This is a genomic window from Streptomyces sp. NPDC031418, from assembly GCF_055581605.1.
This window is the reverse complement of record NZ_JBVIJC010000012.1, coordinates 195,946-208,169: the sequence shown is the minus strand read 5'-3', so window position 1 is coordinate 208,169 and position 12,224 is coordinate 195,946. Positions and strand designations below refer to the sequence as shown.

Annotated in this window: 12 protein-coding genes; 2 read left to right on the top strand and 10 right to left on the bottom strand. The window is 73.5% G+C overall.

Going from position 1 to position 12,224, the window contains the following annotated elements; genetic code table 11:
• Positions 1–38: 38 nt before the first annotated feature.
• The 6 genes from ACZ5CZ_RS19970 to ACZ5CZ_RS19945 form a co-directional block, all read right to left on the bottom strand.
• A complete protein-coding gene (locus ACZ5CZ_RS19970; protein ID WP_385844233.1) occupies positions 39–1,052 on the bottom strand; it encodes a hemolysin family protein in 1,014 nt (337 codons plus the stop codon).
• The gene (locus ACZ5CZ_RS19965; protein WP_385844234.1) at positions 1,049–2,404 is read right to left on the bottom strand and encodes a hemolysin family protein; all 1,356 of its coding nucleotides are present in this window, start codon (positions 2,402–2,404) and stop codon (positions 1,049–1,051) included. Before ACZ5CZ_RS19965 ends, ACZ5CZ_RS19970 begins: the two co-directional genes overlap by 4 nt.
• Positions 2,405–2,555: 151 nt before the next feature.
• A complete protein-coding gene (locus tag ACZ5CZ_RS19960) occupies positions 2,556–2,981 on the bottom strand; it encodes a GNAT family N-acetyltransferase (protein WP_468944465.1) in 426 nt (141 codons plus the stop codon).
• Positions 2,982–3,026: 45 nt separating this feature from the next.
• Positions 3,027–3,917 carry an LLM class F420-dependent oxidoreductase gene (locus tag ACZ5CZ_RS19955; RefSeq protein WP_385844237.1) on the bottom strand — a complete coding sequence of 297 codons (891 nt, stop codon included), beginning with the start codon at positions 3,915–3,917 and terminating at the stop codon, positions 3,027–3,029.
• Positions 3,918–3,963: 46 nt separating this feature from the next.
• The gene (locus tag ACZ5CZ_RS19950) at positions 3,964–6,534 is read right to left on the bottom strand and encodes an ABC transporter permease (RefSeq protein WP_468944462.1); all 2,571 of its coding nucleotides are present in this window, start codon (positions 6,532–6,534) and stop codon (positions 3,964–3,966) included.
• A 4-nt stretch (positions 6,535–6,538) separates the two neighbouring features.
• Positions 6,539–7,351: an ABC transporter ATP-binding protein gene (locus ACZ5CZ_RS19945; RefSeq protein ID WP_385844240.1), complete on the bottom strand. Its 813-nt coding sequence runs from the start codon at positions 7,349–7,351 to the stop codon at positions 6,539–6,541.
• A 169-nt stretch (positions 7,352–7,520) separates the two neighbouring features.
• Here ACZ5CZ_RS19945 and ACZ5CZ_RS19940 point away from each other — a divergent pair, with 169 nt between their 5' ends.
• Both ACZ5CZ_RS19940 and ACZ5CZ_RS19935 read left to right on the top strand, forming a co-directional pair.
• The gene (locus ACZ5CZ_RS19940) at positions 7,521–7,763 is read left to right on the top strand and encodes a toxin-antitoxin system HicB family antitoxin (protein ID WP_385844241.1); all 243 of its coding nucleotides are present in this window, start codon (positions 7,521–7,523) and stop codon (positions 7,761–7,763) included.
• Between the two features lie 4 nt (positions 7,764–7,767).
• On the top strand, positions 7,768–8,142 hold the full coding sequence (locus ACZ5CZ_RS19935) for a fic family toxin-antitoxin system, toxin component (RefSeq protein WP_450788913.1): 375 nt from the start codon (positions 7,768–7,770) through the stop codon (positions 8,140–8,142).
• On the opposite strand, the gene ACZ5CZ_RS19930 is transcribed toward ACZ5CZ_RS19935, so the two are convergent.
• The 4 genes from ACZ5CZ_RS19930 to bioB form a co-directional block, all read right to left on the bottom strand.
• Entirely contained in the window at positions 8,143–8,835 is a 693-nt protein-coding gene (locus ACZ5CZ_RS19930) for a class I SAM-dependent methyltransferase (RefSeq protein ID WP_385844244.1), read from the bottom strand.
• An 81-nt stretch (positions 8,836–8,916) separates the two neighbouring features.
• Positions 8,917–9,633, bottom strand: a complete 717-nt coding sequence (gene bioD, locus ACZ5CZ_RS19925) for a dethiobiotin synthase (protein ID WP_385844245.1) — start codon at positions 9,631–9,633, stop codon at positions 8,917–8,919.
• A 1-nt stretch (position 9,634) separates the two neighbouring features.
• Positions 9,635–10,924 carry an adenosylmethionine--8-amino-7-oxononanoate transaminase gene (locus tag ACZ5CZ_RS19920; protein WP_468944456.1) on the bottom strand — a complete coding sequence of 430 codons (1,290 nt, stop codon included), beginning with the start codon at positions 10,922–10,924 and terminating at the stop codon, positions 9,635–9,637.
• On the bottom strand, positions 10,917–12,125 hold the full coding sequence (bioB, locus tag ACZ5CZ_RS19915; RefSeq protein ID WP_450788906.1) for a biotin synthase BioB: 1,209 nt from the start codon (positions 12,123–12,125) through the stop codon (positions 10,917–10,919). The genes ACZ5CZ_RS19920 and bioB overlap by 8 nt, the downstream gene beginning before the upstream one ends.
• Positions 12,126–12,224: the final 99 nt, after the last annotated feature.

The following is a 12,224-nucleotide window of genomic DNA, read 5'->3' as shown; positions in this document are numbered from 1 at the left end:
CGGCTCCATACCCGTCGGTCGGTCGCCCCCGGAACGCCTCAGGCCGGCTGCCCGAACAGCTGCCGCAGCACGTCCTCCATGGTCACCAGACCGGCCAGCCGGCCGTCGTCGCCGAGGACCGCCGCGAGGTGCGTACGGCTGCCCCGCATCGCGGTGAGCACGTCGTCCAGCGGGGTCCGCTCGCGCACACGCGCGATGGGGCGCATGTCCCGCAGCCGGAACGGCACGTCCCGGGGCGAGGCGTCCAGCGCGTCCTTGACGTGCAGATAGCCCACGATGCGGCGGCCGGAGTCCACGACCGGGAACCGGGAGAAGCCCGACTCGGCCGACAGCCGCTCCAGCTGCTCCGGGGTGACACCCACGCGCGCGTAGACCACCCGCTCCAGCGGCACCACCACGTCACGCACGGGCCGGCTGCCCAGCTCCAGGGCGTCGTGCAGCCGCTCCTGCGCCCGGTTGTCGATCAGCCCGGCCTCGCTGGCGTCCTTGACGATCTCGGCCAGCTCGGTGTCCGTGAAGGTCGCCGCCACCTCGCCCTTGGCCTCCACCCGCAGCAGCTTCAGCAGCCCGTTGGCGAAGGCATTGATCGCGAAGATCACCGGGCGCAGCGCCCGGGCCAGGGTGACCAGCGGCGGCCCGAGCAGCAGCGCGCTGCGCACCGGCTCGGCGAGCGAGATGTTCTTCGGGACCATCTCGCCGAGCAGCATGTGCAGATACGTGGCCAGGGCCAGCGCGATCACGAAGGACACGGCGTGGCCCGCGCCGACCGGTACGCCGAGCGCGTGGAAGACCGGCTCCAGCAGATGCGCGATCGCCGGCTCGGCGACCACACCGAGGACCAGGGTGCACAGCGTGATGCCGAGCTGGGCGGCGGCCAGCAGCGCCGACACGTGCTCCAGACCCCACAGCACGCTCCTGGCGCGCCGGTCGCCCTCCTGGGCGAGCGGTTCGATCTGCGAGCGGCGCACCGAGATCAGCGCGAACTCGGCGCCGACGAAGAAGGCGTTGACGACGAGGGTCGCCAGACCGATCAGCAGCTGTACGGCGGTCATCGCGCCCCCTCCGGCGTCGTCCCCTCGGCCGGCCGGCCGGGCTCGTCGTCCAGCGGTGCGTGCAGCAGCAGCCGGGCCGCCCGGCGGCCCGAGGCGTCCACCACCTCCAGCTGCCAGCCGGAGACCTGGACGCTGTCCCCGCTCGCCGGTATCCGCCCCAGCTCGGTGGCGACCAGTCCGGCCAGGGTCTCGTACGGCCCCTCGGGCACCCTCAGGCCCACGCGCGCCAGCTGGTCGGTGCGGGCTGCGCCGTCGGCCGAGTACAGCGCGCGGCCCTGCTCGTCCGCCCCGGCGGGGGCGAGGTCGGGTGTCTCGTGCGGATCGTGCTCGTCGCGCACCTCGCCGACGACCTCCTCGACGATGTCCTCCAGGGTGGCCACGCCCGCCGTACCGCCGTACTCGTCGATGACCACGGCCATGGTCCGCCTGCCGCCGAGCCGGTCCAGCAGCCGGTCGACGGTGAGCGACTCGGGGACCAGCAGGGGTTCGCGCATCACCTGGGCGACCGTGCGGCGCGGGCGCTCCTCGGCGGGCACGGCCAGGACGTCCTTGATGTGCGCGATGCCGACGACCGAGTCCAGGCTGCCCCGGTAGACCGGGAACCGGGACAGTCCGGTGGCCCGGGTCGCGTTCGCCACGTCCTCGCAGGTCGCCTGGAGGTCCAGGGCGATCACCTGGACGCGCGGGGTCATCACGTTCTCGGCGGTCAGGTCGGCCAGGTTCAGGGTGCGGACGAACAGTTCGGCGGTGTCCGCCTCCAGCGCGCCCTCCTTGGCGGAGTGCCGGGCGAGGGCCGCCAGCTCCTGCGGGCCGCGCGCGGAGGCCAGTTCCTCGGCGGGCTCGATGCCGAGCCGTCGTACGAACCGGTTGGCCGTGTTGTTCAGGTGGGTGATGAAGGGCCGGAAGACCGCGCTGAACCAGCGCTGGGCGTTGCCGACCCGCTTGGCCATGGCCAGCGGCGAGGAGATCGCCCAGTTCTTGGGCACCAGCTCGCCGACGACCATCAGGAACACCGTCGACAGGGCGGTGCCGAGCACCAGTGCCACCGAGGTCGCCGTGGACCGGGACAGGCCCATGGCCTCGAAGGGGCCGGCCAGCAGCTGGGCGATCGACGGCTCGGCGAGCATGCCGACCACCAGATTGGTGACGGTGATGCCGAGCTGGGCGCCGGAGAGCTGGAAGGTCAGGTTCCGTACGGCCTTCAGGGCGCCCGCGGCACCGCGCTCGCCGCGCGCGGCGGCCCGCTCCAGCTCGCCGCGCTCCACGGTGGTCAGCGAGAACTCCGCCGCCACGAAGGCGCCGCAGGCGAGGGACAGCAGGACCGCCACCAGAAGGAGCAGCACTTCGGTCATCGGGTCACCCCCGTCCCATGATCGGACAGGGCAGGACGGAACGCACGGTGTCGCGCACCGGGGGGCTCGCCCATGGGCGGACGCTCACAACCTTTCATGGAGGGCCGAGTACTCCCTCAATGGTAAAGGATGGGCAAAAATACCGTGGACGTCAGTCGGTGAGGGGCTTCACCCAGCGCCGCCACTGTTCCTGCGCGCCGTATCCGGCCGCCCGCCACGCGTGCTGCGCGCGCTCGTTGCGGACCAGCACCATCGCGTCCGCCCGCCGCCCGCCCAGCCGGACGAACCGCTCCTCGGCGGCGGCCAGCAGTGCCGTGGCGATGCCCTGCCGCCGCCGCTCCGGGTGCACCGCGAGCCGGTACAGATGGCACCGCCAGCCGTCGAAGCCGGCGATCACCGTGCCCACCAGCTCGCCGCCCAGCTCGGCCAGGATCAGCGCCTCGGGGTCACGGTCGACGAGCCGCTCCACCCCGGCGAGGTCGTCGCTGATGCTGGTGCCCTCGGCGGCCGTCCGCCAGAAGGCGAGGACGGCGCCGAGGTCGGCACCGGAGGCGGGGCGTATGCACAGATCGGTCATGCGCCCACCATGATCACGGCCGGTGGGCCGGAGCCGGGAATTCCATCATGCGGACTCCTCCGCGCGCAGCCGTTCCATCACCGGCGCGAACGCCTCCATGCACGGCTGGAGGACCGTCAGATACGTGAAGCCGTACCGCTCGCGCTGCGCCCGCACCTTCGCGACCACGTCGTCCAGCGGACCGGCGAGCACGATCGGCAGGGCCAGCGCCTGCTCCATGGTCAGCTGCGGCAGCCGCTCCAGCAGCGGCTTCAGCGCCGCCTCCGGATCGTCGGTGACCGCCACCTGCTGGATCAGCAGGTTCAGCTCGGCCGGAGCCGTCCGCCCCGCGGCCAGCGACCGGTAGCGGGCCACCCGCTCGTCCAGCTCCTCGGCGGTGAGCGGCTCCAGCGAGCCGGGGTCGCGGCCGGGCCGGGCCCCGGTGAAGGCCGCGATGTCCGCGTGCTCGGCGGTCAGCCGCAGCATCCGGTCGCCGTTGGCGCCGATCAGCACCGGCACCCGGGACTGGGCGGGCCGGGGCTCGTGCTCCGCCGAGCCCAGCAGCCGGTCCAGCTCCCGCACCGTGTGCCGCAGATGGTCCACCCGCTCGCCGGGCGAGCCGTACGGCAGCCCGGCCGCCTCGTGCTCGGCCGGCACATACCCGGTGCCGAGCCCCAGTTCGAGGCGGCCGCCGGTCAGTGCGTCCGTGGTCGCCACCTCGCGGGCCAGCAGCGTCGGGTTGTAGAACCCCGCGTTGAGCACGAAGGTGCCGACCCTGACCCGCTCGGTCGCCGCGGCCGCCGCGACCAGCGCCGGGAACGGCGCCGGCATCCCCAGATGGTCGGGGACGAGGACCACGTCGTACCCCAGTTCCTCGGCACGTTGGCAGGTGGCGCGCCACTCGGCGGCGGGCGCCGACGTGAGCAGATTGACCCCGAAGCGGAACGGACGTGACATCAACTCTCCCCGTATTGCTACTTACTTGCCTACCGGGGCGATTCCATCACTCGTGCGCGATCGCCGCCAGTACGTTCATCCGCGACGCCCGCAGCGCGGGCAGCAGGGCCGCCACCACGCCCACCACCGCCGAGCCGACCACCACCGCGACGATCGTGCCCCAGGGGAACGCCAGCTCCGTCAACCCGCGCAGCGCCAGCACCTGTTGCATGCACACCCCCCACACCAGCCCCAGCGCCAGCCCCAGCACCGCGCCGAACACCGCGATCACCACCGACTCCAGCCGGATCATCCGGCGCAGCTGCCGCCGCCCGAGCCCGATCGCCCGCAGCAGCCCGATCTCCCGGGTGCGCTCCACCACCGACAGCGCGAGGGTGTTGACCACCCCGAGCACGGCGATGACGATGGCCAGCGCCAGCAGCGCGTACACCAGGTAGAGCAGCACGGAGATCTGGTCCTGGACCAGTTTCTTGTAGTCGCTCTGGTTGCGCACCTGCACCTGCGGATACGGCTTGAGGGCCTGCTCCAGCCGGGGCCGCAGGTCCTGCGGGTTCGTGCCGGAGGCCGCGTTCACGAACAGCGCGGAGTCCTGTCCGCCGGGCACGTACTTCTCCAGGGTGCCGAGGCCGAACCAGATGCCGCCCTCGTTGCCGAACCCCTGGTTCGTGCTGCCCTGCTCGGTCAGGGCGGCGACGGTCAGGTCCGCCGTGCGCCCGCCCGGGAACTCCACCGGGAGCACACTGCCCCACCGGATGCCGTGGTCCCGGGCATAGCCCGCGTCCAGCGCCAGCCGCCCGTCCGCCAGCGCGGCCGCCGAGCCGCCCCGGGCGTAAGCGGTGTGCACGACCTCGTCGAGCCGGGGCCCGAACGCGGCGGCGAGGGTGCGCACCCGGCTGCCGTCGGGCAGCCGCACGGCGACGGGGCTGAGCCGCTCCGGCACGACCAGCCCGACCCCGCGCGTCGCCGCCACGGCGTCCCTGACCTCCTTGGTGTACGGCGTGAATCCGGTGCCCTGGACGACGAAGTCGGCGCCCAGCGTCCTGTCGATCTGCCGGTCGACCGACGCCGACAGGGAGGCGCTCGCCACCGACATTCCGCCGACCAGGGCGAGGCCCACCATCAGCGCCGCCGCCGTCGCCCCGGTGCGGCGCGGATTGCGCAGGGCGTTGCGCTGGCTCATCCGGCCGACCGGCCCGAACAGCGCCGGGAACGCCCCGCCCAGCACCCGGACCACCGGCCGCACCAGCAGCGGCCCGGCGACCACGGTCGCGACCAGGGTCAGCACCACGCCGACGCCCAGCAGCCCGGCCGCCGGCCCCGTCCGGGTGGCCGCCGCACACCCGGCCAGCGCGGCCGCGCCCAGCACGCCGATCACCGCCCCGACGACCGCCCGGACCCTCAACGGCTTGCCCACGCCCGCGACCTCGGCGTCCGTGAGCGCCGCCATCGGGGAGACGGCGGCGGCCCGGCGCGCCGGCAGATAGGCGGCCACGAAGGTCACCCCCAGCCCGACGGCGTACGCGGCGAGGGGTGTGACCCAGCCGATCTGCATCTCGGTCGCCCTGAGGTTCATCCCGAACGCGCTCATCAGCCGGATCAGGCCGTACGCCAGTCCGGTCCCGGCGGCGAGGCCGAGCGTGGAGCCGACGAGCCCGAGCAGCAGCGCCTCGGTCAGCACCGAGCGCCGCACCTGCCGGCGGTCGGCGCCGAGTGCCCGCAGCAGCCCCAGTTCCCGGGTGCGCTGGGCGATCAGCATGGAGAAGGTGTTGACGATCAGGAACACCCCGACCAGCACGGCGATCCCGGCGAAGCCCAGCATCACGTACTTCACCACGTCGAGGAAGGTGCCGAGGCTGGCCGCGGCCGACGTGGCCTGCTCGGCGGCGGTCTTCAGGTCGTAGGTGCCGGGGCCGATGGCCGCGTCGATCCGCCGCTTCAGCTCCGTGTCGGACACACCGCCCGCCGCGTCCACGGAGATGCTCGTGGCCTTCGCGGCCGACCCGAGCAGTTCCCGGCCGGCCACCGCCGGGTCCACGAAGAGCCGGGCCGCGCCCGGATTGGTGGTGGTGAACGTGGCGATGCCGGACACCCGGACCCGGAAGGTGCCCGGCTGCGCGTGCACGGTCAGCAGGTCGCCGATCCGCACCCCCCGCTTGCCGGCCGTGTCCGCGTCCAGCAACGCCTCACCCGCCCCGCGCGGCGCGTGCCCCGAGGTCAGCCGCACCGGGCTGCGAGGGGTGACCTGCCAGGACTGCGCGATCGTGGGCGCGCCGGTGGTCGGGCCCACCGACCGGTCCCGGCTGTCGACGACCACGATGTTCTGCACCGACACGTCGGCGCGGGCCGCCGCGACCCCGGGAACCCGGGCGACCCGGTCCCGCAGCGCGGCGGGCACGGTCTGGGCCGCGCCGCTCATCCGGGCGGCCCGCAGGTCGTCCTTCGGCTGCACGGTCACATCGGCGGCGGTGGAGGCGAACAGCCGGTCGAAGGTACGGGTGACGGTGTCGGAGAAGATCAGGCTGCCCGCGACGAACGCCACGGACAGCAGCACGGCCAGCGCGGACAGGGCGAGCCGTCCCTTGTGCGCGAGGAAGCTCCGCAGGGTCGCTTTCAGCACCGGGTCAGCCCTCCTGGGCGGGGCCGCCGTCGCCGAGCGCCCCGCGGACCAGGTCGAATCGCTTCATCCGGTCCAGCACGGCCTGCGCGCTCGGGTGGTCCATCTCGTCCACGATCCGCCCGTCCGCCAGGAAGAGCACCAGGTCGGAGTGGGCGGCGGCGCCCGGGTCGTGAGTGACCATGACGACCGTCTGGCCGAGATCGTCCACCGCGCCGCGCAGAAAGCCCAGCACCTCCAGGCCGGAGCGCGAGTCCAGGTTGCCGGTCGGCTCGTCGGCGAAGATCAGCTCGGGCCGGGAGGCCAGCGCCCGCGCGCAGGCGACCCGCTGCTGCTGGCCGCCGGACAGCTCGGCCGGCCGGTGGTCCAGCCGGTCCCGCAGACCGAGCCTGTCGATGACCTGGTCGAGCCACTGCTGATCGGGTCTGCGGCCCGCGATGTCCATCGGCAGGGTGATGTTCTCGGCGGCGGTCAGCGTGGGAATGAGGTTGAACGACTGGAACATGAACCCGATCCGGTCCCGCCGCAGCCGGGTCAGCTCCCGTTCCTTCAGTGCGGTGATCTCCGTGCCGCCCAGCCAGACCTGGCCGGCGGAGACCGTGTCCAGCCCGGCCAGACAGTGCATGAGCGTGGACTTCCCGGACCCCGAGGGGCCCATCACCGTGGTGAAACGACCGCGCGCGATGTCCACGTCCACCGCGTCCAGGGCGAGCACGCGCGTCTCGCCGGTGCCGTACGCCTTGGTCAGCCCGCGGGCCCGGGCAGCGGTCCCGTCGCCCGGCGCGCGGCCCGGGGCGTGCTCCGCAGCAGGTGTGTACACGAGCGCCTCCCGGTCGCCTCGACGTCCCGGCCCCGTGACCGAGGCCGGGCCCACCTCGTGCTCGGGACCGAGCCTAGTGTGACCCGGCGCACAGTCGTAGCGCAGCGCGCCCATCTGCCACCGCCGTGCGCCCTTGCTGCTGCTAGCAATGGAGCGCTAGCGTCGAGGCATGGCGAAGACCCAGCTGAACGTGCGCGTGGACGAGGGCACCGCCCGCGCGGCCCGCGAACGCGCCCTGGCCCGCGGGATCAGCGTCAACCGGTACATCGAGGAACTGGTCAGACAGGACACCGGCGAGGCCGGGCGGACGTTCGTCGAGGCCGCCGCCGACTTCATGAAGAGCTACGAGTCCGTGTTCGCCGAGGAGTTCGCCGAGGCCCGCAGGCCCGCACCGGAGGAAGGCCACCGCTGATCCCTTGAACGAGCTCAGCATCGACCTCGCCTGGCTGCTCATGCTCGCCGAACAGCGGACGCCCGGCGATCCGCAGGTCACCGACTGGGGCGCCCTGGTGGCCGCCGTCGCCCGGCACCGCGCCGAGATATTCGGCGTGCCCGTCTACGACGACCCGTACGCCCGCGCCGCCTCCCTGCTCCAGCTGCTCATCCATGTCCCGGCCCTGGAACGCTCCAACGCGCTGTTCGCCTGCGCCGTCGCGTACGGCTATCTCGTCGCCGGCGGGGTCAAGGTCGCCACCACCGCCGAGCAGGTCCGCGACCTCGCCCGGCTGGTCAAGGACGGCGCGGTGGGCGTCGACGACATCGCGCGGGAGCTGCGCCGCTGGAGCCTGTGATCAGTCCGACTCCGGCTCCTCGGGCCGCCAGGCGACCCCCAGCGCGCAGTAGGAGGCCGGCAGCGCCGGGCCGTTGTCCGGCAGCAGCACCCGGCGGTGCGGGCCGAGCCGGAACCCGGCCTCGCGCAGCGCGGCCACCGGCTCCCGGGAGACATGACAGCCGCCGAACAGCGCGGGCCACACGGTGCGGTCCAGGGCCTGCTGGGTCAGCGTCATGATCCGGCCGCCGCCCCGCCCGTGCTCGAAGAAGCGGACCTCGCCGCCCGGGCGCAGCACCCGCCGTACCTCGGCCAGCGCCCGGGGGACGTCCCGCACGCTGCACAGCACCAGGGACAGCACCACCGCGTCGAAGGCCTCGCTCTTCACCGGCAGCGCCTCCGCGGCACCCGGCACCACGTCGACCGGGACCTCTGCGCGCAGCGCCGCCTCCAGGGCCAGCCGCCGGAGCAGGACCTCCGGCTCGATCGCCACCACCTCCGAGACGGTGCCCGGATAGTGCGCGAAGTTCAGCCCGTTGCCGGCGCCGATCTCGAGCACCCGCCCCGACACCCCGGCGAGCAGCCGCTCCCGGACGCCGGCCATGCCCAGCCGGGTCTCGGCACCCACGCTGAACCGGGCGTAGCAACGGGCGAACACCGGATGGCGGGCGGGGCCGCGCGCCACCGTGCCGGAGCCGCTGGACAGCAGCCGCATGGCAACCTCCCCGAAGTGGGCCTACGAGGAGTCTCCCCACGTACGCCCCCTTCCCACCCCTCGCCGGGAAACGGAACGCCGTTACGCCGCCTCGCGGGTGCGGAACGCCTCCGCGTCCCAGCTGCCGTCGAGGCGGGGGGCCAGCCAGCCGGGGGCCGCCGGGCGGAAGGCGGCCGGGGGCAGGGAGCCCGCGCCCGCGGGGATCGCGCCCAGCAGCGGGGCGCCGGACACCTCCGGCAGGTCGGTCACGTTGCAGCGCTCCGCGAGACCGGGGGAGTCCGGCCAGCTGCCGATCACCACGCCCGCCAACTCCACCCCGCGGCGGCGCAGTTCGCGTGCCGTCAGCTCGGTGTTGTTCAGTGTGCCCAGCCCTGCCGGGGTGACCACCAGGACCGGTGCGCCCAGCAGCCCCGCCGCGTCGGCCAGCGTGCCGCCCGCCGCGTCGAACCGGACGAGCAGCCCGCCCGCCCCCTCGACCAGCACCAGATCGTGCTCGGTGGCCAGCTTGGCCGCCGCCTCGGCCACCTGGTGCGGGTGCACCGGCGCCATCCCGGCCCGCCGGGCGGCCGTACCCGGCGCCAGGGGTTCGGGATAGCGGGCCAGTTCGGTCGCCGTGACCGGGCCCGCCAGCCGGGCGACCTCGTCGGCGTCGCCGCGCTCGTCCGGCCGTACGCCCGTCTGCGCGGCCTTCAGCACGGCGACCGAGCGCCCCGCCGCGAGCGCCGCGGCGGCGACCGCGGCGGTCGTGACGGTCTTGCCGATCTCCGTGCCCGTCCCGGTGATCACCAGTACCGACATCTCATCCCTCCCGCGCCGCGGCGCACACCGCGCGCGTGATCCGTGCCAGATCCTCGTCCGAGGTGACGTACGGCGGCATCGTGTAGACCAGGTCCCGGAAGGGGCGCAGCCACACGCCCTCCCGGACGGCGGCCGCGGTGGCGGCGGCCATGTCCACCTCGTGGTCCAGCTGGACCACACCGATGGCGCCGAGGACGCGGACGTCCCGCACCCCGGGCAGCCCCGCCGCCCCGGCGAGGCCCTCGCGCAGGCCCGCCTCGATCCGCTTGACCTCCGTCTGCCAGTCCTGCCCGAGCAGCAGCTCCAGGGAGGCACAGGCCACCGCCGCCGCCAGCGGGTTGCCCATGAACGTCGGGCCGTGCGCCAGCACCGGGACCTCGCCGCGCGAGATGCCGTCGGCCACCCGGGCGGAGCACAGCGTCGCCGCCAGCGTCAGATAACCGCCGGTCAGTGCCTTGCCCACGCACATCACATCGGGGCTGACGCCCGCGTGGTCCGCCGCGAACAGCGCGCCCGTGCGGCCGAAGCCGGTGGCGATCTCGTCGAAGACGAGCAGCACGTCGTGCGCGTCGCACGCCTCGCGCAGCACCCGGAGGTACGCGGGGGAGTGGAACCGCATTCCGCCCGCGCCCTGCACCACCGGCTCCACGATGACCGCGGCGGTCTCGTCGGCGTGACGGGCGATCAGCTCGCGCAGCCGGTCGGCGTACGACTCGTCGTACTCCGCGGGCGGTACGTCCGCGAACACCTGGCGGGGCAGGACACCGGACCACAGCTGGTGCATCCCGCCCTCGGGGTCGCACACCGACATCGGGCTCCAGGTGTCCCCGTGGTAGCCGCCCCGCCAGGTCAGCAGCCGCTGCTTGCCGGGCCGGCCGAGCGAACGCCAGTACTGGAGGCACATCTTCACCGCGACCTCGACCGACACCGACCCGGAGTCGGCCAGGAAGACATGCTCCAGGCCCTCCGGTGACATGTCGACAAGGAGCTTGGCGAGCCGGACGGCGGGCTCGTGCGTGAGCCCGCCGAACATCACATGGCTCATCCGGCCCAGCTGGTCGCGCACCGCCTCGTTGAGCACCGGGTGGTTGTAGCCGTGGATGGCCGACCACCACGAGGACATGCCGTCGACCAGCTCGCCCGAGCCGTCCGCGAGCCGCAGCCGGACCCCGCTCGCCGACTCCACGACGAGCGGTTCGGTCCGTCCGGGCATCGGGCCGTACGGGTGCCAGACATGCCGGCGGTCCAGCTCCAGCAGCTCGGACACGGCCAGGCCGGGCAGCTCAGGCATTGGGCGCGAGGTCCGTTCCGGCGCCCCGGCGGCGGACGGCGACCAGATCGGGGCGCGGCTCGTTCGCCGCCGCGGGCGTCTCCGCCGTACCGCAACCGGCACCGGCCTCGTGCGCACCGCACCCGGAACCCTCGTGCGAGCCGCAGCCGGCGCTCTCGTGCGAGCCGCACACCGAGCCGCAGCCCCCGGCGGCCTCGGCCCGGTGCTCCGGCAGCGTCACCTGGTCGGTGCCCTCGACCTCGAACCCGGCGTCCGCGATCATCTCCAGGTCGGCCTTGCCCGCCTGGCCCTCACTGGTCAGGTAGTCGCCGAGGAAGATCGAGTTGGCCAGGTGCAGCGCGAGCGGCTGCATCGTGCGCAGATGGACCTCGCGGCCGCCGGCGATGCGCACCTCGACGTCCGGGCAGACGAACCGGACCATCGCCAGGATCCGCAGACAGCGCTGCGGGGTGAGGTTCCACTCCTTGGCCAGCGGGGTGCCCTCGAACGGGATCAGGAAGTTGACCGGCACCGAGTCCGGGTCCAGCTCGCGCAGCGAGAAGACCACGTCCACCAGGTCCTCGTCGCTCTCGCCCATGCCCGCGATCAGCCCGGAGCAGGCGGACAGCCCGGCCGCGTGCGCCTTGTTCACCGTGTCCACCCGGTCGGCGTACGTGTGGGTGGTGGTGATGTCCCCGTACGTCCCCTCGGACGTGTTCAGGTTGTGGTTGTAGGCGTCCGCGCCCGCCTCACGCAGTCGCTCGGCCTGGCCGTCGGAGAGCAGCCCGAGGCAGGCGCACACCTCGACGCCCTCGTTCTGTTCCTTGATCGTCTTGATGGTCTGCGAGACCCGGTCCACGTCCCGGTCGGTCGGCCCGCGCCCGCTGGCCACCAGACAGACCCGCTTGGCGCCGCCCGCGAGCCCCGCCGCGGCCGCCTGGGACGCCTCGTCCGGCTTGAGCCAGGTGTACTTCAGGATGTCGGCCTTGGAGCCCAGCCGCTGGGAGCAGTAGGAGCAGTCCTCCGGGCACAGCCCCGACTTCAGGTTCACCAGATAGTTGAGCTTCACCCGGCGCCCGAACCAGTGCCGGCGCACCTTGCCGGCCGCGGCCACCACGTCGAGCAACTCGTCGTCCGAGGTCGCCAGCACGGCGAGCGCTTCCTCGCGGGTCGGCAGCTCGCGCCGAAGCCCCTTGTCCACCAGCGTGTTCAGCAGGTCCATGAGATCCGATCCTGTCCTACGGACCCGCTCCCGGCCAAGGAGAGTTTGCACAACGCTGACAGTTCACCGTGTGGGTATTGCCACACCTCGCGCTGCCCG

What these genes read in the sequence shown, in the direction of transcription:
- ACZ5CZ_RS19965 (WP_385844234.1), bottom strand. Translation starts at nt 2,404, where the DNA reads ATGACCGAAGTGCTGCTCCTTCTGGTGGCGGTCCTGCTGTCCCTCGCC.
- ACZ5CZ_RS19960 (WP_468944465.1), bottom strand. Translation starts at nt 2,981, where the DNA reads ATGACCGATCTGTGCATACGCCCCGCCTCCGGTGCCGACCTCGGCGCC.
- ACZ5CZ_RS19940 (WP_385844241.1), top strand. Translation starts at nt 7,521, where the DNA reads ATGGCGAAGACCCAGCTGAACGTGCGCGTGGACGAGGGCACCGCCCGC.
- ACZ5CZ_RS19930 (WP_385844244.1), bottom strand. Translation starts at nt 8,835, where the DNA reads ATGCGGCTGCTGTCCAGCGGCTCCGGCACGGTGGCGCGCGGCCCCGCC.
- ACZ5CZ_RS19920 (WP_468944456.1), bottom strand. Translation starts at nt 10,924, where the DNA reads ATGCCTGAGCTGCCCGGCCTGGCCGTGTCCGAGCTGCTGGAGCTGGAC.
- bioD (WP_385844245.1), bottom strand. Translation starts at nt 9,633, where the DNA reads ATGTCGGTACTGGTGATCACCGGGACGGGCACGGAGATCGGCAAGACC.
- ACZ5CZ_RS19955 (WP_385844237.1), bottom strand. Translation starts at nt 3,917, where the DNA reads ATGTCACGTCCGTTCCGCTTCGGGGTCAATCTGCTCACGTCGGCGCCC.
- bioB (WP_450788906.1), bottom strand. Translation starts at nt 12,125, where the DNA reads ATGGACCTGCTGAACACGCTGGTGGACAAGGGGCTTCGGCGCGAGCTG.
- ACZ5CZ_RS19970 (WP_385844233.1), bottom strand. Translation starts at nt 1,052, where the DNA reads ATGACCGCCGTACAGCTGCTGATCGGTCTGGCGACCCTCGTCGTCAAC.